Source organism: Arthrobacter sp. NPDC089319, from assembly GCF_040684925.1.
GTDB lineage: Bacteria > Actinomycetota > Actinomycetes > Actinomycetales > Micrococcaceae > Crystallibacter.
This window is the reverse complement of record NZ_JBFBGZ010000014.1, coordinates 24,920-43,158: the sequence shown is the minus strand read 5'-3', so window position 1 is coordinate 43,158 and position 18,239 is coordinate 24,920. Positions and strand designations below refer to the sequence as shown.

The following is an 18,239-nucleotide window of genomic DNA, read 5'->3' as shown; positions in this document are numbered from 1 at the left end:
CGCCAGCGCGCGCCACCCGGTGACAAACGCGCTGCCGGCTAAACAGCCAGCTTGCGCGCGCGCAGCACGCTGTCCGTCACCGTGCCGCTGTCGCCGTCCGGTCCGGTGACGTCGCGCTCCACCGAGTCCACTGTCTCCAGGGTCCAGCCCGGACCGTCGAGCCCAAGCTCAGCGGCGAGCTCGGCCGCGGTGGGCAGCGCTTCCTCCGGCTCGGGATGCCTGGACCACGGCGGAAACGATTCGTGGCCGACAATCAGCAGCTCACCGCCGGGGGAGACGGCGCGGGCTCCCGCTGCGAGGATCGCGTTCCGCGGCAGCTCGACCGGTGAGTGGAGGAACTGCGCGCAGACCAGATCGTACTGCTCGGCGGCTTCCCAGCCGGCCAGGTCCTGCCGGCGCCATTGAATCCGGTCCGCCACCCCGGCGTCCTCAGCGTGCCGGGCTGCCCGCCGCAAGGCGAGCCCGGACATGTCCAGACCGGTGACCTGCCAGCCCTGTTCGGCGAGCCAGATGGCATCAGCGCCCTCGCCACATCCCAGTTCCAGGGCGGTGCCGGGGCGCAGACCGGAGAGCTCGCGGACCAGCATGGCGTTGGGTCGGCCGCTCCAGATCTGGTCCCGCTCGGCGTAAAAGGACTCCCAGAACTGGTCTGGATCCTCCGCCTGGCCTTGATGGCTGTGTTCCATGCGTTCAGACTTTACGCCGGGGGACGCTCCGCACAGAACGCCTCGGCTGCTTCATCCGCACGACGGCGATGGTCTGGCCGTCAGCCACGACCCGCCGAGGGGGAGGGGAAGAAATAAGGCGGGCACCGCCGTCGTTATGCCCGACGTGTGCCCGCGGCAACTACCGTGGGTCATCCCGCAACGAAAGGCCTGCCGGCGTGAACGTACCTCTGTCCATCCTTGACCTGGCAACCATCGGAACGAACGAAACCGTGGGCGAAAGCCTGGCCGGCAGCGTGGCACTGGCGCAGCGGGCCGAGGAACTGGGCTACCGGCGGGTCTGGTACGCCGAGCACCACAACATGGCCTCGATCGCGTCTTCCGCCACCAGCGTGCTGATCGCCCACGTTGCCGCGCACACCAGCACCATCCGGCTGGGCGCCGGCGGGATCATGCTGCCCAACCATGCCCCGCTGACCATTGCCGAGCAGTTCGGCACGCTGGAGGCGCTGCACCCGGGCCGGATCGACCTGGGTTTGGGGCGCGCACCGGGCAGCGACCAGAACACGCTGAGAGCGCTGCGCCGCGATCCGATGAGCGCAGATTCGTTCCCGCAGGACGTGCTGGAACTGCAGGGCTACCTCACCGGAGAAACACGGATCAAGGGCGTGGACGCGACTCCGGGCAAGGGCAGCAACGTGCCGCTGTACATCCTGGGTTCCTCGCTGTTCGGCGCCAAGCTGGCGGCCGCGCTGGGGTTGCCGTACTCGTTTGCCTCGCACTTCGCGCCGAATGCGCTGCAGGATGCCGTGGCCGCTTACCGCCGCGAATTCCAGCCCTCGGAGCAGCTCGCCGAGCCGTACGTGATTGCCGGCGTGAATGCCATCGCCGCGGACACCAACGAGGAGGCGCAGGAGCAGTTCCGGATTGTCCGGCGCAGCCGGGTCTCACTGCTGTTCGGCCGCGACCGGAAGTTCACGGACGAGGAAGCCGACCTGATCCTGGACTCGCCGCAGGGCCAGCACGTGGAGCAGATGGTCAAGTACTCGGCCGTCGGCACGCCCGATGCCGTGACGGAGTACCTGGAGGGATTTGCCAAGCACGCCGGTGCCGACGAGCTGATCGTGGCGTTCCAGGCCCCGACCGTCGCGCAGCGGCTGCGCGCCCTGGAGCTGACCGCGCAGGCCCGAGGCATTGCCGCCTGAGCCGTAATCTGCGCCACAAACCGTGATGCCGTTCGGGGCTGCCGGTACAGTGGTGCCAAATCCGGATCCGGAGTATCGCAGGGATAGACCCCTCGAGAAGGAGCAAACATGAGTACAGCCGTCGTCGCACGCCAGGGTGTTCTGGCCGATGCCCTCGTCCCCAGCACCGCCCTGACCAACACCGCCCTGGTTATCGGCGGCGCCGGCCTGACCGCCGTGATGGCGCAGCTGGCCGTGCCTCTGTGGCCGGTCCCGATCACCGGCCAGACCCTGGCCGTGCTGCTGGTCGGCAGCACCCTCGGCCCGGTCCGCGGGATGCTGGCGATGGCGCTGTACTGGGTTGCCGGTGTCGCCGGCATGCCGGTGTTCTCTGAGGCTTCCTCGGGCCTGGCCGCTGCCGTTGGTCCGACCGGCGGCTATCTGGTGGGCTTCGTTGCGGCGGCAGGCCTGACCGGCTGGCTGGCCAAGCGCAACTGGGACAAGAAGTTCCTGGGCGCCACGGTCTCCTTCCTCGCCGGCACCGTGACCACCTTCGTCTTCGGCATGGCCTGGCTGTCCATCTCGCTGGGCGCCGATCTGCAGCAGACGCTCGAGTGGGGCCTGTACCCGTTCATCATTGGCGGCATCGTGAAGTCCCTGATCGCGGCCGCCGCCATGCCGGCCGCCTGGAAGCTGGCGGCCCGGCTGCCCAAGGATTCCTCCCGCGCCTAGCGGATGGGCGGCAGGCTTCGCGCCGCAGCCTGACAACTTCACAGCACGACGCCGGTGCCCGGGTGGGGATTCTTCCTCGCCGTGGGTGCCGGCGTTTGTTGTGTGCGCGGCGAGACCCAGTTGTAGCCGCGCTAATGCACGCGCGCAAACCCACCTCCCCGCGCGCACAAACCCCATATCCCCCCGCGCGCAAACCCACCTCACCACTCGTTGTGTCCGTTCGATCGGCGCCCACCCCGAAGCTAGGCTCGAAGCATGATGGGACGGCATCGATGACGGAGCAGGGGATCCGGGAGTTCGTGGAACGGCTGGGGAGTTTCAGAGCCGGGCCCGCCAGCCGCAACTTCTTCTCTACGGAGTTGCCTGAGAACGCGGCCCGCAGGCATAACATCACCCGCTACTTCGAGCAGATGCTGGAACGCCGGCCCAGCGTCCTGCTGGTGGGGGAGGCCCCGGGCTACCGCGGCATGACCGTCACCGGCGTCCCGTTCACCAACAAGGCGCTGATTTCCGGCAACGATCCTTTCGGCATGTTCGGGCCGGACAACGGGTACACGATGCCCCCGGAGGTGCTGACCGTGCCGGCCGAGCCCTCCGCCACGGTGATGTGGAACGTGCTGGCGGAACTGGACTTCCTGCCGCTGCTGTGGAGCGCCTATCCGTTCCATCCTCACCAGCCCGGGCGGCCGCAGTCCAACCGCACGCCCTCGGCACCGGAGATCGCGGCCGGCCTGATCTTCTGGCAGGACCTGGCCCGGCTGTTCGGGATCGACTCCGTCGTGGCGGTGGGGAACATCGGGCACCGGAGCGTTACCGCCAGCGGGCTGGACGTGCCCAAGATCCGCCACCCCGCCCACGGCGGCAAGGAACTCTTTCGGCAAGGCCTGCAGGACCTGCTGGATACCGGCGTCATCCGGAGGAACCAATGACTGCGAGCACGACTGCGCCGGCTGCGCGGATGCGCGGATGCGCGGCATAACCGGACCGGACCTTGCGTAGCGACCGGCCCGGAGGCCGCGGCATGACCAGTCCGGAGCCCGGAATGACCAGCCCCGAGCTCGCGGTATGGCCGCCACCCAACCCTGCGTTCCGCCGCTCGGAGGTTTCCGCGGTCATGGGTAGCGGGGATGACCTGTGGGAACGGGCCACCAGGGACGTGCTGCGCTGGAAAGTGAAAACCGCGAGCGGGTTTTCGCTGGACTCAAGGGGTCCGGTGCGCCAAGGAGAGAAGGTTCTCATCACGGCCAGCCTGCTCGGCGTGAGCATCGAGGAGCCAATTGAAGTCGTGGCCGTCGTGAAAACCGCGGACCGGGTTGGGTTCGCCTACCGCACCCGGCCGGGTCATCCCGTCAACGGTGAGGAAGCGTTCATCGTGCACCGCGACGGCGGGGAAGTGCAGTTCACGGTGCGCTCGCTGACCCGGGCAGCGCCGCAACAGCCGTGGCGGACCCTCTACCCGCTGCTTCTGATCGCGCAGCGCTTCGCCCGCAAGCGGTATCTGCGCGCTCTGGGTTAAGCACAACGGGCGCATCGAAAACACGACCGACCGCACCGATCTGGCCCTCCCGGACAATCCGGAAGGGCCAGATCGGTACAGTCGATGGTGGACCGGCAGCGGCCGCTGGCTAGACGGCTTCGAGCACGCTGACGTAGTTGGCGATCGCCAGCCCGCCCATGTTGTGCACGGCCGCGCGCCGGGCACCGGCCAGCTGCATGTCCCCGGCCGTGCCGGAAAGCTGCATGGCGGTGACCACGTGCTGCGAGACGCCGGTGGCGCCGACTGGGTGCCCCTTGGCCTTGAGCCCGCCGGACAGGTTCACCGGCAGCTTGCCGTCGCGGTACACCAGGCCCTCCTCGATGGCCCGCCGGCCCTCGCCCGCAGCGGTCAGCCCCATGACCTCGTACATGATCAGTTCGGCGATGGTGAAGCAGTCGTGCACCTCGGCCAGGTCCAGGTCCACTAGGCCCACACCGGCCATGCCCAGCGCACGCTGCCAGGCGGCCCGGCTGCCCGAGAAAGCCGTGGGATCGCGCTTCTCGGCCGGCATGAAGTCGTTGGCATGGCCGAATCCGGCCAGCCGAACGGCAGCAGCTGCGGCCCCGGACCGCGGCGCTTCCGTGCTGAGCACCACCGCGGCGGCGCCGTCCGAGACCGGCGAGCAGTCGGTCCGGCGCAGCGGCTCGGCAACCACCGGGTTCTTGTCCGAGATGGTCTGGCAGAACTCCTCGCCCAGGTCTTTGCGCAGCTGGGCGTAGGGATTGGCCACGCCGTTGCGGTGGTTCTTTGCCGCGATCGAGCCGAGCACGTCGCCCACCTCGCCGTAGCGCTTCTGGTAGTGCTTGGCGGTCTCCGCGAACAGTCCGGCGAAGCCGGTGGAGCTCGGCTTGCCGGCCGCCTCGTAATCGGCGCCGAGCAGGGCGGCACCCACCACGTCGGCACCGGCGTGCGTCATCTTCTCCGCGCCGATCACCAGCACGTTGCGGGCGGTGCCGGCCAGCAGCGACTTGGCGCCCTGTTGCACCGCGGCCGAGCCGGACGCGCAGGCATTCTCCACCCGGGTGGCCGGCACGTTGGCCAGCTCATCCGAGACCTGCAGCGCAAGCGAGGACGCGAAGCCCAGAGGCACCATGCCGGAGTTGAACTGGCCCAGGTAGACCTCGTCGATCTGCCCCGGCTCCAGCCCGGCGTTGGCAATGGCATCCCGGGCCACGCCGACAATCAGCGACTCCAGCGTCTCATCCACCAACTTGCCGAACGGGGTGTGCCCCCAGCCGGTGAGCAGGATGTCCTTGCCGAATTGTTCCTGCAGGCTCATCAGTGCGTTCCTTCCAATGCGGCTTCCAGAGCGGTCTCCGGAGCCTCGTCCAGTTCGGGCGCGACGGCGAAGTCCGGCTCGGTCTTCTCCCGCACCTCTGCGACGGTGACCCCGGGCGCAAGGCGGACCAGCCGCAGCGAGGCGGCACCGCCGTCGTTCTCAATATCAAAGACCGCCAGATCCGTGATGATCCGGTCCACCACGCGCACGCCGGTGAGCGGCAGCGAGCACTCGTTGACGATCTTGGGGGTGCCGTCCTTGGCCACGTGCTCGGTCAGCACCAGCACGCGCGGGGTGCCGGCCACCAGGTCCATCGCGCCGCCCATGCCCTTGACCATCTTGCCCGGGATGGTCCAGTTGGCCAGGTCGCCGGTGGCGGAGACCTGCATGGCGCCCAGCACGGCGATCTTCACATGGCCGCCGCGGATCATGCCGAAGCTGGTGGCCGAGTCGAAGATGGAGCCGCCGGGCAGGACCGTAACGGTCTGCTTGCCGGCGTTGATCAGGTCCGCGTCCTCGTCGCCGTCGTACGGGAACGGGCCCATGCCCAGCAGCCCGTTCTCGCTCTGCAGCACCACCCGGACGCCGTCGGGCAGGTTGTTGGCCACCAGCGTGGGAATGCCGATGCCCAGGTTGACGTAGTCGCCGTCGTTCAGTTCGCTGGCGGCGATGGCCGCCATTTCATCTCGTGTCCAGGCCATGGTTCTCTCCTTCGGGGGTTGTCTTCAGGCGCCGACGACGGCGGGGCGGGGGCGGACGGTGCGCTGCTCGATGTCCTTGACGCGGCCGGACGCCTGCACCAGCCGCTGCACGTACACGCTCGGGGTGACGATGTGGTTCGGGTCCAGCTGGCCCGGTTCGACGATCACCTCGGCCTCGGCAATGGTGACGCGGCCCGCGGTGGCCACCACCGGGTTGAAGTTGCGGGCGGTGTGGCGGTAGATCAGGTTGCCGTCGGTGTCAGCGGTGTGCGCATGGACCAGCGCCAGGTCGGCCACGATGCCCCGCTCCTGCACGTAGAGCTCGCCGTCGAACTCCTGGTGCGGCTTGCCCTCGGCGATCACCGTGCCGACGCCTGTCTTGGTGTAGAAGGCCGCGATGCCGGCCCCGCCGGCGCGGAGCCGTTCGGCGAGGGTGCCCTGCGGGTTGAACTCGACCTCCAAGGTGCCGGCCAGGAACTGCTGGGCGAACAACTTGTTCTCGCCCACGTAGGAGGCCAGCACCTTGCGCACCTGTCCGGCCTCGATCAGCACGCCCAGGCCCTTGCCGTCGATGCCCATGTTGTTGGACACCACGGTCAGGTCCTTGACGCCGGAATCACGCACCGCGTCGATCAGGTCCGCGGGGATGCCGGAGAGCCCGAACCCTCCCACCGCAATGGTCATGCCGTCATGCAGCACGCCTGCCAGCGCGGCGGCGGGTCCTGCGGTCAGTTTGGACATCTGCTTTCCTCCTCGTTGAGTGCTTTCCCCTGCGGGGGGTCCACCGGTTCCTGCTCTGTTGTCCATCTTGTGGACACCTTCTATCCGGCAGCCTAGAGGTGTTGCGCAGGCCACGTCAACGACGGCGCGGAGCCCGTATTCACACTATGGACAAGCCCGGATAGACTGTCCACATTGTGGATTGATGCAGTGAAAAGGCAGCTGGCGGGCGTCCGCCGGCCGGGAAGGGAACCTGATGCCAGACAAGCAAGTGCAAGGCGCCCAAGTGGTCAGCCGGGTGGCCAGGCTGCTGCGGATCGTGGGCCGCGCGCCGGAGACCGGGGCCGCCCTCGGCGACATTGTGCAGGCATCCGGCCTCACCCGGCCCACGGTCTACCGGCTGCTGAACTCGCTGGCCGCCGAGGGGCTGCTGGACCACCATGCCGAAACCGGCAGCTGGCAGCTGGGGCCGGAGCTCTACGTGCTCGGCTCGGTGGCCGCCAGTCGGTTCGCCATCGAAGACCTGGCCCGGCCGAGCCTGCAACGCTTGGCGGACGAGACCGGCGAGAGCGCGTTCCTTTCCATCCGCCGCGGCGACGAGACGGTCTGCCTGGTCCGGGTGGAGGGAAGCTTCCCGGTGCGCTCGTTCGTGCTGCACGAAGGCGTCCGCTTCCCGCTGGGCATTGCCTCCGCGGGGCTGGCCATCATGGCGTTCCTGGAGGCCGAGGAGATTGACCGGCTGCTTGACGACGGCGGTGCCCGGCTGCAGCGGTTCGGCCCGGCCCATGCGCCGGAACAGATCCGCCGCAACTTGGCGGCGACCCGGGAGCGCGGCTACACGGTCAATCCCGGACTGATCCTGGAAGGCAGCTGGGGGATGGGCGCCGCCGTCTTTGACCGGCAAGGCCGGCCGGCGTGGGCGCTGTCGCTGACCGGCATCGAGCAGCGCTTCCGCCCGGACAGGCAGGAGTTCCTGGGCAAGCTGCTGCTGGAGGAAGCGCACAAGCTCACGCAGAAGCTGCGCGAGCAGCCGCAGGCCGGCCGGTAGCTCGGGAGCAGTCGGGAACGCAAGGCAGTTGGTGGGTTGGCCGCACGCGGTAGGCTCGGACGCAGCCGCCACCCCGGGCCGGCACCCGGATACACGCGAGGAGTTGTCCATGGCCGCACATCGGCCGCTGCGCACCGCGCTGATTGGCTTTGGCCTCTCCGGCCGGGTCTTCCATGCGCCGTTCCTGGAAGCTTCCGAGGACTATTCGCTGGATGCCATCGTGACCTCCAGTCCAGAGCGGGCGGCGCAGGCAGCAGCCGCACACCCCGACGCACGGATCGTGGCGACGGCGGACGAACTGTTCGCGGCGCCGGAGCTGCTGGACCTGGTGGTGGTCGGCACCCCGCCCAGCAGCCATTACGCGCTCGCCGAGGCGGCGATTAACCGCGGGATGCACGTGGTGGTGGACAAGCCCTTTGTACCGGCTGCAGCCCAGGGCGAGGACCTGATCGCCAAGGCCCGGCAGTCCGGCGTGGTGCTTTCGGTGTACCAGAACCGCCGCTGGGACGCGGATTTTCTCACCCTGAAGAAACTCATCGACGACGGCGCACTGGGCCGGGTGTACACCTTCGAATCACGCTTTGAGCGGTGGAAGCCGGAGGGGCTGCGGGCGTGGAAGGCCACGGCGGACACCGCGGAGGGCGGCGGCATCCTGTTCGACCTGGGCGTGCACCTGATCGACCAGGCGCTCACGCTCTTCGGCCCGGCCGTCACAGTCTACGGGGAGACTGCCCGCCACACCGCGTCCGCCCGAGGCGCGGCCGAACCAGCGTCGGGGGCCGCGGCCGGATCCGGAGCGGACGAGGACGCGTTTGTCTCGCTGCTGCACGAATCCGGTGTCCGCTCGCGGCTATCCATGAATCTGATCTCCGCACTGCCCGCACCGCGGTTCCACGTCCTTGGCTCGGCCGCGGCCTTCACATCCTGGGGGACCGACGGCCAGGAGGCCGCGCTGATTGCCGGTGCGGTGCCCGGGACGGACCGCTACGGAGTGGAACCCGAAGAGCGGTGGGGCACACTCGGCACGCCGGGCGACGTCCGCCAGGTTCAGTCCGAGCGCGGAGCGTACCCGGACTTCTACCGGCAATTGGCCGCGGCCATCAACGACGGCGCCCCTGTGCCGGTGGAGCCGGCGGATGCCCTCGCGGCCATCCGCATCATCGAGGAGATCCACCGGCAAAACCGGGATAGGAATCCGGGCAGCTGATTCGGGCGGCTGACCCAGCTCAGGCCGCGAGCCGCGAGAGCAGCGCCGTGACCGCCGCGTTGACTCCCGTGGACAACGTCGGTTCCATGGCCGGTCCGAAGAACGGCGAATGGTTCATCGGCACCGGGCCCGGACCGTCCACCACCTCAGCCGGATGGCCCCCGAACATCCAGAACACGGACGGGACCCCGATGGCCGTGCCTAGATGCCCGAAGTCTTCGCTTCCCATCAGCGCAGGCTGTACCGACACAGCCTCCTCGCCGAGTGCTTCGCCGAAGACGGCGGCCAGTGTCTGAGCTTCGTCCGGGTCGTTGTAGCAGGCTGGAAAGGTGTAGAGCTCCTCGACCTGCGGCTCCGGGGCGCCGGAGGCTACGGCCTCGGCAGCGATGATGCGGCGAACCGATGCCAGCACTTGGGCGCGCACATCGTCGTCGAAAGTCCGAATGTTCAACGTAAATTCCGCCGCGGCCGGGATGATGTTTTCTTTGAGTCCGGATTGGAACGTTCCCACCGTCACGACGGCGGACTTCCGCGGGTCCAGTTCGCGAGCGACGATGGTCTGCAGCCGGACCACCATGTGGGCGCCCAAAACTATCGGATCGATCGAATCCTGCGGCTGTGACCCATGGGACTGGCGGCCGCGGACCGTGACCTTGAGCGAGTCCGCCATCGCCATCGCGCTGCCCACCGAGAGAGATAACGTTCCCGCCGGACCGGGCATCACGTGCTGGCCGAATATGATCTCCGGCTGCGGCGCGCGCTCCCACAGGCCGTCGGCCACCATGGCCGCCGCGCCGGCCCCGGTTTCCTCGCCCGGCTGGAAGATCAGGACCAACGTGCCCGACCAGGCACTGCGCGCTTCGGCGAACAGGCCCGCCACGGTCAGCAGCACCGCAACATGGGTGTCGTGCCCGCAGCCGTGCATCACCGGCACGACCGTTCCGTCCGGCAGGGTGCCGGTGGCGGTGCTGGCGTAATCCAGGCCGGTGTCTTCCTGAATGGGAAGCCCGTCGGTGTCCGCCCGGAAGCCGACGATGGGGCCGGGGCCGTTGCGCAGGATGCCCACCACGCCCGTTCCGCCGCAGCGGAAGTGTTCGACGCCCAGTCCTGCCAAGCGTTGCTCGATCAGTTCAGCGGTGTTGTGCTCCTGCATCGAGAGCTCCGGGTGCGCGTGTAGGTGCTTGTACAGGTCGTGCATCTCCGCCTGGGCTTCGCCTGTTAAGGCGAGGGTGGCTTGGGGGGTGGACTGGGATGCGAGTATGTCTGTCATGTCTCTCCGGTGGATCGCGTGGGATGGGGCTCTTTGGGGCGGGTCAGTGCTCGACGGCGGGCTGCGGCATGCGTTCCCGGACCAGCCACGAGACCGCAATAGTGGCCATGACTGCGATTCCCGTGGCGAGGAAGGCTGTGCCGGGAACCAGCGGCACCAGGACGAACTGAACCAGCAGTGAGACAGCCACAGCCACAGCGGTGATCCGCGGCTGCTTGACGGAGATGATCGCCTGCACCACAACGGCACCCAGCACCGAGGGCAGGATGTACAGCCGGACCACGTCGATCACGTCGACGGGAATGATGCTGATCAACCACGTACCCAGCAGACCGACGAAAACGGCCAGCGAGAGCAAGTGAAGGGCCGCCGCTCCGCAGATGGCGGCGACGGCTGCGAAGTCGCCGCGCGGCGTGCCGGGTTTGGCGCCGATCCGGTTCTGGGCTACCAGCGCCGAGGGCAGCAGCTTGCTGGAGATGTTGCCGATCATAAACGCCTGGTACATTGCGGCCGGACCCAGGATCGGGAAGTAGGTGATGGGCTCTACCAGCCAGATCATCATGAACACCGCGGCCACTGCTCCGAAGGCCGTCCACAGCTGGGCGGCGGTCACGTCCAAGTCAGCGAAGAACACCAGGTAGAGCGGACCCGCGAGCGACACCAGCAGTCCGGCGAGCATGGTCAAACGTCCCCAGCGGGACGTGGTGCGGTCGAATTCGGCCAGCCCTGCGGCGGCTTCCGGAATTGTGGCAACAACAGGTGAAGACATTTCGGTTCCTTCTCGCGTCGGGTCTGGTCAGGCCGCGGGCATGCCGGCGGTGTGGACAACGTAGGCGACCGCAAGAGCAGCCACGATGGCGAAGCCTAGGCTCCATTCGCGAAGCCATGCTCGCTTGGGTGACCGGCCGATCACGGCGCAGATCCCCATGACAGCTGCGGCCGTGAGAAGGGCGACCACGTGAACCAGCGACTTGGGCACCTCGGCAATGCTCAGCGAGACGAAGGCGCCGAGCAGGGCGGCGGTAGGAACGATTGCCATCGCCACCGGGCTGGTCTTGGCGAGCCTGCTGCCGCCTCGCTTCATCAGTGGCGTCAGGACCAGGGTGGCCAGCATCCACATGGCACCGCCCAAGCTCATGGCAAAGAAGGCAATGGCGAAGGCGTTCTGGGTGTAGCCAGCGCCGCCCAGCTCGGCTCCGGTGGTTCCAATGGCGATGCTCGCTGCGCCGGTCTCGTAGGCGGCCGACCCAATCAAGCCGATCCGCACCAGCACTGCCGGCGTCCCGAAGACGGCCAGCAGGGCAACGGCCACGAGTGCGACGGCGAGCGACGGACCGATGGCGGCAATGGCGCCGGAGCGGAACGAGACCTTCAGTTCCTCCTGCGTGATGCCTGCCGCAGGCGCAGCCTTGCGTACGGCCTTCATGTAGATGACAGACTGCACGGCGATGACGGCAAAGACGCCGGCCGCGCAGATCCACAGAAGCGGCATGTTGGCTAAAGCCAGCACATCCGTAGAGCTGCCGCCGCCGGCGGCGGTCGGTACCAAATGGGTCAACATGTTTCCTCCGGCGTGATGCACGTCTCAAAAGCTAGGACAGGATGGACCAACCTTGCTTGTATCAGCCATACCGGTGCAAGACGTGAAGGAAACGGTCACTTTTCTGGCCGATTCCGTCACCGGGCAGCCGTCAAGGCGGCCGGGTGGCGAAAAGCGTCGTCCGGACGGGACCTAAGACAAGACCGGGTTGAGCCGCCCGCCACGTTTTCGTGCATCCAGCAGTAGCGACGTGCTCAGCTCGGCAACGTCGACCGTCCAGTCGCTGCTGCTGGTGAAGTCGTATAGCGCCTCATTGCTGGCCACCGTCACGTCGGCGAGAATCTGGTATTCGCCGGTAATCGCGGCAACGTAGCGGGCTTCCATGAGTTGGGCCAGTCTCCGGCCCAACGACTCCAGTCGATCCGGTGCCGTTTTGATCCAGAGCAGGGCTTCCACGGGCAGTCCCAATGACGAGGGCTCCACCAAAGCGCGCAGGTTCAAGCAGTTGGTCTCCAGCAGCCAATCCGTCCTTCGCCGTGCGGTTGCTTCAGAGGTACCGGCGCGTCTGGCGATCGCTTCAAATGACATTCGACCGTCTTCACAGAGGGCGGCCACGATCTGCCTGTCTGTTTCCGTCAGGGAAGGATGCTCACCGAAAATCTTCGGATCGTTGAGCGGGACCGGACGGAGCGCCCGTCGCTGTTCCGCGGTCAGAATACCTGGCTGCCACGCGCGGAGAGTCTTGAAGTAGCGCAGGATGGGATAGGTATTCACTCGCTGGAGCCCAACGATGGCCGGCAACTCATCAGAGAGGGCGGTATGCAGCCGGGCACGGTCAGTCAGTATTTCGGCAACACAGTCGCTGCTGCCGGTGATGGTGTAAACGAAGGAAGTATCAGTGCGCTGGGACAGCGCCTGGACAGCCATCCGCGATGTGCCCGGGGCGCAGCGCATCTCGACGAGGACCGGTTTGGGCTTCAACTGGATCCCGCGCACGGCCACAACACCGGAGGCCAGTAGGTCACCGCCTCGACGGGCTACAGTTCGTTCCGGCTCCCGCAGCACGGCGGCGATGGTGCGCCAGGACGCCCGCGGATCGACTTGTAGCGCAGCCACAATCTGCTTTTCCAACCAGCTCAACTCAACCATCGTGCTTCCCATCAGTCGCCGTGCCGGTCCGTGTACCGCACGGGCGCGGCGTGCGGAATGTGCCAGCCGTAGTGCAGCGAGACCACACGCAGTCCGAACACCACGGCGGCCACGCCCACCGCGGCCGCCGTGCCGTAGATCCCGGCGGACCACAACACCACCACCAGTGCCGAGCCCAGCATGGCCGGCACGGCGTACAGGTCATCCGGGTTGAACAATTGCGGGACCCGGTTGGCGACGACGTCGCGCAGCATTCCACCGCCAACGGCTGTAGTGAGGCCCAGCAGCGCCGAAGCAACGGGGTTCATGCCAAGAGTCAGAGCTTTGACGGTTCCGGTGATGCAGAACAGGGCCAGCCCGCCGGCGTCGAAAATCAACAGCGGGCGCTGGAACCGCTCCACGCTGCGGAACAGGAAGAACACCAGCAGCGCGGCCAGTACCGGCGGGACGAAATAGAGCGGATTTGTGAAGGCACTGGGGACGGTGTCCAGGATCAAGTCCCGGATGATCCCGCCGCCCAGCCCTGCCAACGTGCCCAGGAACAACGATCCGATAATGTCGAATTTCCGGCGGGCCGCCAGGATGCAACCGGACATGGCAAAGAAGAACGTGCCGAAGAGGTCCAGTACCAAGCCAATGGTCATGCCTGCCATCCAATCATCCTTCGCTCCCGTTCATGCCGCGGTGCCTGAGTCCGGCCACAGCGGCGCAGCGGTGCGGTGCGATGCGGTGGATTGTCCGCACGCCGTCAGCCGGCCCGTCCGTAGCGGTGCTCGGGCCGCCCGGTGCTGCCGTAGCGCAGGTGGATCTCCACCGCGCCGTCGTCGGCCAGGGCGGACAGGTAGCGTTGCGCGGTGGCCCGGGAGACACCGACCGACTGGGCCACTTCCGCCGCCGAACGCTGCAGCCCGGACGCCAGCGCCTCCAGCACGGCGGCCTCGGTGGCGGACCGGGTGCGGGCAGCCACCGCAGCCTCGGCCGGATGCAGCGCATGCAGCGCTCGGTCGACCGTGTCCTGGTCCACCGCAAGCTGCTCGGCCAACAGCCGCCGGTAACGGGCGTAGGCGCGCAGCTTCCGCGCCAGTTCCTCGGCCGTGAACGGTTTGATCAGGTAGCCGAGCGCACCGCGGCGCAGGGCCTTGCGGACCGATGGGGCATCCGCTGCCGCGGTCAGCATGATGGTGTCCACGTCCACTTTGCGCAGCAGGTCCAGGCCCAGCGCATCCGGCAAGTACACGTCCAGCAGCATCAGGTCCGGGGCATGGCCGTGCACGGTGCGCAAGGCCTGCTCCGCCGTTCCGACCGGCGCGAGCGCGCTGAATCCTGGGACGGAATCCACGTAGCTGGCGTGCAGGCGCCCCACGTGGAAGTCGTCGTCCACAATCAGTACCGATAAGTCAGTCATGGTTTGCTCCTGGTGATGCTGGTTCGACGGTGCCCGGCAGCCGGGCACAGAAGACGGCCCCCGGGCCGCCCGGATGTCCGGGATCGGCCACCCAGACGTCCCCGCCCCGGCGACGCGCGAGCCGACGGATCAGCGACAAGCCGAAGCCCTGGCCGTGGATGTCCGGCAGGACCGCCGGATCGGCCTCGGCTAACCCCGCGTCCGCCGCCGCTTCCGCCGTCCCGTTCGAGGAGCCGCCCGCCGTCGAAAATCCTTCGGCGAAGATCCGCTCAAGCCCGGAGCCGCCGTCGTCGGCTGCCGCGCCGTCGGCGAGCCCGGGCAGTCCGTCCCCGGAGTCCGCGACCACCAGATGCAGCGTTCCGCCGCCGTCGGTCAGTTCGTCCATGATCTCCACCTCCACCCATCGGTCCGGATCGCTCCCGTGCACCGCCGCCCGGACGGCGTTGTCCACCAGGTTCCCGATCACGGTGGTCACGTCCTGCGGATCGGTGACCCGGCCGCGGACCAGCGTTTCCGGGCCCACCCGGAGCGTCACTCCGCGCTCGGCCGCCTCCATGCTCTTGGCTCCGACGAAGGCCTGCAGGTACGCATCCTGCAGCAGTTCGGCCTGTTCGGCGGGGTAGTTCAGCGGACCGGTCTGCATGATCGAGGTGAGGTAGTCCTGCGCCTGGTCGGGATTCCCGGTGGCCAGCAGGCCGGAAATCGTATGCAGCCGGTTGGCGAACTCATGCCGCTGCGCTCGCAGCGCGGTGCTCAGCGCACCGACGGCATCCAGTTGGCGGGTCAGCGACTGGACCGCCGTACGGTCGCGCAACATGATCACCCAGCCCAGTTCGGGGGCGCGCGGAACCACCGCGCCGATGCCCGTCCCGGGGCGGTAGCCGCGCCGGCCGGGAGTCCGGCTGGCCTGCACCTCCCGGGCGGAGAGGATCAGCACGCGGGAGCCGACCACCAGTTCCACGGTCGGGGACTGCGGGTCGGCGGCATCGAGCAGTTGGCCCAGCGCGTCCGGCACAACGGATTCCTCCAAGCCCGGCAGCTGCAGTCCCGCCAGCGGCTGGCCGACCAGTTCGGCATCAATGGCGAAGCCCAGCAGCCGCTTGGCTTCGCGGTTGAAGACGGTGATCCGGCGGTCGGCGGCAACGCCGATGACGCCCTCGTCCACGCCGCGCAGCACCGCCTCCTGGTCCTGGGTGAGGGCGGCGATCTCCTCGGGCTCGAGTCCAAGCGTCAGCCGCTTGAGCCGCCGGCCCAGCAGCAGCGATGCCGCCAGACCCAGCGCAAGCGCTCCCGCGGTGGTAGCGGCGACGGGCAGGATGCTGCTGGCCAGGGACTGCAGGACGTCCTCGCTGGAGAACCCCACGCTGACCTCGCCCACCACGGACGTGGAACCCGGGGCGTACACGGGCACCTTGGCGCGCGCCGAGTGGCCCAGCGTGCCCTGTTCCTGCACGGTGACTTCGCGTCCGGCCAGCGCTTCGGAGGGGTCGGTGCTGACCATCCGGCCCAGCTCCGCCGGATTGGGGTGCGCCAGCCGCAGGCCGGAATCATCGGTGATCACCACGAACAGCGCCCCGGTCCGCAGCCGGATATCTTCGGCCAACTCCTGCAGCGGCCCTCCGGCCAGCGCTTTGCCGGACAGCTGTTCAGGCCCGGCGTCAGCCAGTGCGGCGGTCCCGGCCCGAACGGCATCCGAGGCCGCCACGGTGCGGGCCACGGCAAGCGCCTGGCCCTCCGCATCTTCGCCCAGCCGCTGGTAGGTGAGCCAGCCCGTGACGAGGGCGGAGAGCAGCAGCACCACCGCCACCACGGCCATCTGGAGAAGCAGCATGCGGCCGGAGAAGCCCATCCGCGGACGGCGGCCGCCCCCGTCCTCCATGGTGCCTCCCGGGTGCGGCTTCCGCCGGCTGTGAGCTAAATGAGCAAAACGTGCGCAATAAGCAGTATGCACCTGAAGGGAGCAAAACCGCCATCCGTGACGCGGACCACCCTAATGTCTGTAGGGCCGGTCACACCGGCTGCGTTAGAACAAAGGAGTTGCTGTGCTGGTATTTCTCGGCTTCGCAATGATCGCGGTCTTTATGGCGCTGATCATGACCAAGAAACTGACACCCGTTTTGGCCCTGATTATTGTGCCCACCATCTTCGGCCTTTTCGCCGGGGCAGGCCTTGGTCTGGGCGACATGGTCCTCGAGTCGATGAAGTCGTTGACGTCCACAGCAGCCCTGCTGATGTTCGCCATCATCTTCTTCGGCCTGATGATCGACGTCGGATTGTTCGACCCGCTGGTGCGCTTCATCCTGCGCACCCTGGGCAATGACCCGGCCAAGGTGGTGCTGGGCACCGCGGTGCTGGCCGCCGTCGTCTCGCTGGACGGCGATGGTTCCACCACCTTCATCCTGACCACGGCCGCGATGCTGCCGATCTACCTGCGGCTGGGCATGAGCCCGGTGGTGCTGACCTGCGTGGCCGGCCTGGCCAACGGCACCATGAACATTGTGCCTTGGGGCGGCCCGACTGCCCGCGCTGCCGCGGCGCTTGATGTCTCGCCGACCGATGTCTTCGTTCCGATGATCCCCTCGCTGCTGGCCGGCATGATCATTGTGATGGTGTTCGCCTGGACGCTCGGCCTGAGCGAGCGCAAGCGCCTGGCCGGCGGCAACCCGAAGGCCACGGCCAAGGGTAAGCCCGATCTGTGGGCCGAAGCTGCGGAGAACAACGACGGCGGTGCCGGCACCGCCCGCGGAAACGCTGGCTCGGTCTTCGGCGGAGGCCGCGGCGCCGGTACCCGCAAGCCGGTCCCCGGCACCTCCCCGGCCGGCACAGCTCCGGCCGGCGGCTCGGTGGCTGTGCTGGACGCGCCTGCCGAGGAGGAGGCCGCCGGCGGATCGCTGACCGATTCGGCCCTGGATCCCAACCGCTCCACCCTTCGCCCGAAGCTGTTCTGGTTCAATCTGGCCCTGACCGTTGCCGTCATGGTGATCCTGGTGCTGGACATCGTCCCGCTGGCCTACGTCTTCATGGTGGGCGCCGCGATCGCCCTGGTGGTCAACTTCCCGAACGTCAAGGAGCAGGCAACCCAGCTGGTTGCGCACGGCAAAAGCATTGTTGCCGTCGTCTCCATGGTGATGGCAGCGGGCGTGCTGACCGGCGTGCTCAACGGCACCGGCATGGTGGACGCCATGGCGGCCTGGCTGGTGGACATCATTCCGGATTCCATGGGCCCGTTCATGGCCGTCATCACCGGCCTGCTCAGCATCCCGATGACCTTCTTCATGAGCAACGACGCGTTCTACTTCGGCGTGCTGCCGGTGCTCAGCGAGACCGCCGCCCACTTCGGCATTGCCCCCGCCGAGATGGCCCGGGCCTCGATCACCGGCCAGCCGGTGCACATGCAGAGCCCGCTGGTCCCAGCCATCCTGCTGCTGGTCTCGCTGGCCAGCGTGGAGCTGGGCGACCACCACAAGAAGGTGCTCTGGCGCGCGGCCATCGTCTCGCTGGTCATGCTGGCGGTCGGGATCCTGCTCGGTGCCATCCCCTGGGGCTGAGCCACCACCACACCATCGACGGCGGCACCCGGATTCTGGTCTCGACCAGTCCGGGTGCCGTTGGCATTTAACGGCCAGGTGATATTGTGCATTCACTTTCCGGTCACGAAAAGAATGCTCCGCGAATGATTGAATAGACACGAACAAACTCTCTTGCTGTCCCCATTCGCTCGCAGCGAACCCGATTATTAGCTTAATGCCATGCCACTGGATACAATCCGAGTAGGTAGTGAAATTCCTGCTTTTCGGAACCG

The 18,239-nt window shown here is 67.7% G+C and carries 18 protein-coding genes; 7 read left to right on the top strand and 11 right to left on the bottom strand.

Annotated elements, in window-relative coordinates; genetic code table 11:
- Positions 1 to 38 precede the first annotated feature (38 nt).
- Positions 39 to 686 carry a class I SAM-dependent methyltransferase gene (locus tag AB0N75_RS16810; RefSeq protein WP_364652092.1) on the bottom strand — a complete coding sequence of 216 codons (648 nt, stop codon included), beginning with the start codon at positions 684 to 686 and terminating at the stop codon, positions 39 to 41.
- Between the two features lie 197 nt (positions 687 to 883).
- On the opposite strand from AB0N75_RS16810, the gene AB0N75_RS16805 reads away from it, so the two are divergent.
- The 4 genes from AB0N75_RS16805 (at position 884) to AB0N75_RS16790 (ending at position 4,097) form a co-directional block, all read left to right on the top strand.
- Positions 884 to 1,870, top strand: a complete 987-nt coding sequence (locus AB0N75_RS16805) for an LLM class flavin-dependent oxidoreductase (protein WP_364652091.1) — start codon at positions 884 to 886, stop codon at positions 1,868 to 1,870.
- A gap of 108 nt (positions 1,871 to 1,978) precedes the next feature.
- Positions 1,979 to 2,581, top strand: a complete 603-nt coding sequence (locus AB0N75_RS16800) for a biotin transporter BioY (protein WP_364652090.1) — start codon at positions 1,979 to 1,981, stop codon at positions 2,579 to 2,581.
- Positions 2,582 to 2,853: 272 nt separating this feature from the next.
- The gene (locus AB0N75_RS16795; RefSeq protein WP_364652089.1) at positions 2,854 to 3,510 is read left to right on the top strand and encodes a uracil-DNA glycosylase; all 657 of its coding nucleotides are present in this window, start codon (positions 2,854 to 2,856) and stop codon (positions 3,508 to 3,510) included.
- Positions 3,511 to 3,623: 113 nt separating this feature from the next.
- Positions 3,624 to 4,097, top strand: a complete 474-nt coding sequence (locus AB0N75_RS16790) for a DUF1990 domain-containing protein (protein ID WP_364652088.1) — start codon at positions 3,624 to 3,626, stop codon at positions 4,095 to 4,097.
- Between the two features lie 109 nt (positions 4,098 to 4,206).
- On the opposite strand, the gene AB0N75_RS16785 is transcribed toward AB0N75_RS16790, so the two are convergent.
- The 3 genes from AB0N75_RS16785 to AB0N75_RS16775 are packed head-to-tail and all read right to left on the bottom strand — an operon-like array spanning position 4,207 to position 6,839.
- Positions 4,207 to 5,397 carry an acetyl-CoA acetyltransferase gene (locus AB0N75_RS16785; RefSeq protein WP_364652087.1) on the bottom strand — a complete coding sequence of 397 codons (1,191 nt, stop codon included), beginning with the start codon at positions 5,395 to 5,397 and terminating at the stop codon, positions 4,207 to 4,209.
- A complete protein-coding gene (locus AB0N75_RS16780) occupies positions 5,397 to 6,098 on the bottom strand; it encodes a CoA transferase subunit B (protein ID WP_364652086.1) in 702 nt (233 codons plus the stop codon). The genes AB0N75_RS16785 and AB0N75_RS16780 overlap by 1 nt, the downstream gene beginning before the upstream one ends.
- A gap of 24 nt (positions 6,099 to 6,122) precedes the next feature.
- Positions 6,123 to 6,839 carry a CoA transferase subunit A gene (locus AB0N75_RS16775; RefSeq protein ID WP_364652085.1) on the bottom strand — a complete coding sequence of 239 codons (717 nt, stop codon included), beginning with the start codon at positions 6,837 to 6,839 and terminating at the stop codon, positions 6,123 to 6,125.
- A gap of 235 nt (positions 6,840 to 7,074) precedes the next feature.
- On the opposite strand from AB0N75_RS16775, the gene AB0N75_RS16770 reads away from it, so the two are divergent.
- Positions 7,075 to 7,866 (top strand): IclR family transcriptional regulator, encoded by a 792-nt coding sequence (locus AB0N75_RS16770; protein WP_364652084.1) that lies wholly within the window; start codon positions 7,075 to 7,077, stop codon positions 7,864 to 7,866.
- A 109-nt stretch (positions 7,867 to 7,975) separates the two neighbouring features.
- The gene (locus AB0N75_RS16765) at positions 7,976 to 9,073 is read left to right on the top strand and encodes a Gfo/Idh/MocA family oxidoreductase (RefSeq protein WP_364652083.1); all 1,098 of its coding nucleotides are present in this window, start codon (positions 7,976 to 7,978) and stop codon (positions 9,071 to 9,073) included.
- A gap of 19 nt (positions 9,074 to 9,092) precedes the next feature.
- Here the strand turns inward: AB0N75_RS16765 and AB0N75_RS16760 are convergent, their stop codons facing one another.
- The 7 genes from AB0N75_RS16760 to AB0N75_RS16730 form a co-directional block, all read right to left on the bottom strand.
- Positions 9,093 to 10,271 carry an amidohydrolase gene (locus AB0N75_RS16760; RefSeq protein ID WP_364652119.1) on the bottom strand — a complete coding sequence of 393 codons (1,179 nt, stop codon included), beginning with the start codon at positions 10,269 to 10,271 and terminating at the stop codon, positions 9,093 to 9,095.
- A gap of 115 nt (positions 10,272 to 10,386) precedes the next feature.
- Positions 10,387 to 11,112: a hypothetical protein gene (locus tag AB0N75_RS16755; RefSeq protein ID WP_364652082.1), complete on the bottom strand. Its 726-nt coding sequence runs from the start codon at positions 11,110 to 11,112 to the stop codon at positions 10,387 to 10,389.
- 27 nt (positions 11,113 to 11,139) lie between these two features.
- Positions 11,140 to 11,904 carry a DUF5058 family protein gene (locus AB0N75_RS16750; protein ID WP_364652081.1) on the bottom strand — a complete coding sequence of 255 codons (765 nt, stop codon included), beginning with the start codon at positions 11,902 to 11,904 and terminating at the stop codon, positions 11,140 to 11,142.
- A gap of 171 nt (positions 11,905 to 12,075) precedes the next feature.
- Positions 12,076 to 13,032, bottom strand: coding sequence for an AsnC family transcriptional regulator (locus AB0N75_RS16745; protein ID WP_364652080.1), 957 nt, complete (start codon positions 13,030 to 13,032; stop codon positions 12,076 to 12,078).
- A gap of 11 nt (positions 13,033 to 13,043) precedes the next feature.
- The gene (locus tag AB0N75_RS16740; protein ID WP_364652079.1) at positions 13,044 to 13,685 is read right to left on the bottom strand and encodes a TRIC cation channel family protein; all 642 of its coding nucleotides are present in this window, start codon (positions 13,683 to 13,685) and stop codon (positions 13,044 to 13,046) included.
- A gap of 95 nt (positions 13,686 to 13,780) precedes the next feature.
- On the bottom strand, positions 13,781 to 14,437 hold the full coding sequence (locus AB0N75_RS16735) for a response regulator (protein ID WP_364652078.1): 657 nt from the start codon (positions 14,435 to 14,437) through the stop codon (positions 13,781 to 13,783).
- Positions 14,430 to 16,316, bottom strand: coding sequence for an ATP-binding protein (locus AB0N75_RS16730; RefSeq protein WP_364652077.1), 1,887 nt, complete (start codon positions 16,314 to 16,316; stop codon positions 14,430 to 14,432). The genes AB0N75_RS16735 and AB0N75_RS16730 overlap by 8 nt, the downstream gene beginning before the upstream one ends.
- A 163-nt stretch (positions 16,317 to 16,479) precedes the next feature.
- On the opposite strand from AB0N75_RS16730, the gene AB0N75_RS16725 reads away from it, so the two are divergent.
- Entirely contained in the window at positions 16,480 to 17,985 is a 1,506-nt protein-coding gene (locus tag AB0N75_RS16725) for a CitMHS family transporter (RefSeq protein WP_364652076.1), read from the top strand.
- Positions 17,986 to 18,239 lie beyond the last annotated feature (254 nt).

Coding starts and splice junctions, on each gene's coding strand:
- AB0N75_RS16775 (WP_364652085.1), bottom strand. CDS start 6,839: ATGTCCAAACTGACCGCAGGACCCGCCGCCGCGCTGGCAGGCGTGCTG.
- AB0N75_RS16740 (WP_364652079.1), bottom strand. CDS start 13,685: ATGGCAGGCATGACCATTGGCTTGGTACTGGACCTCTTCGGCACGTTC.
- AB0N75_RS16745 (WP_364652080.1), bottom strand. CDS start 13,032: ATGGTTGAGTTGAGCTGGTTGGAAAAGCAGATTGTGGCTGCGCTACAA.
- AB0N75_RS16810 (WP_364652092.1), bottom strand. CDS start 686: ATGGAACACAGCCATCAAGGCCAGGCGGAGGATCCAGACCAGTTCTGG.
- AB0N75_RS16755 (WP_364652082.1), bottom strand. CDS start 11,112: ATGTCTTCACCTGTTGTTGCCACAATTCCGGAAGCCGCCGCAGGGCTG.
- AB0N75_RS16750 (WP_364652081.1), bottom strand. CDS start 11,904: ATGTTGACCCATTTGGTACCGACCGCCGCCGGCGGCGGCAGCTCTACG.
- AB0N75_RS16795 (WP_364652089.1), top strand. CDS start 2,854: ATGACGGAGCAGGGGATCCGGGAGTTCGTGGAACGGCTGGGGAGTTTC.
- AB0N75_RS16730 (WP_364652077.1), bottom strand. CDS start 16,316: ATGGAGGACGGGGGCGGCCGCCGTCCGCGGATGGGCTTCTCCGGCCGC.
- AB0N75_RS16760 (WP_364652119.1), bottom strand. CDS start 10,271: ATGCACGACCTGTACAAGCACCTACACGCGCACCCGGAGCTCTCGATG.
- AB0N75_RS16800 (WP_364652090.1), top strand. CDS start 1,979: ATGAGTACAGCCGTCGTCGCACGCCAGGGTGTTCTGGCCGATGCCCTC.
- AB0N75_RS16765 (WP_364652083.1), top strand. CDS start 7,976: ATGGCCGCACATCGGCCGCTGCGCACCGCGCTGATTGGCTTTGGCCTC.
- AB0N75_RS16785 (WP_364652087.1), bottom strand. CDS start 5,397: ATGAGCCTGCAGGAACAATTCGGCAAGGACATCCTGCTCACCGGCTGG.
- AB0N75_RS16735 (WP_364652078.1), bottom strand. CDS start 14,437: ATGACTGACTTATCGGTACTGATTGTGGACGACGACTTCCACGTGGGG.
- AB0N75_RS16790 (WP_364652088.1), top strand. CDS start 3,624: ATGACCAGCCCCGAGCTCGCGGTATGGCCGCCACCCAACCCTGCGTTC.
- AB0N75_RS16780 (WP_364652086.1), bottom strand. CDS start 6,098: ATGGCCTGGACACGAGATGAAATGGCGGCCATCGCCGCCAGCGAACTG.
- AB0N75_RS16770 (WP_364652084.1), top strand. CDS start 7,075: ATGCCAGACAAGCAAGTGCAAGGCGCCCAAGTGGTCAGCCGGGTGGCC.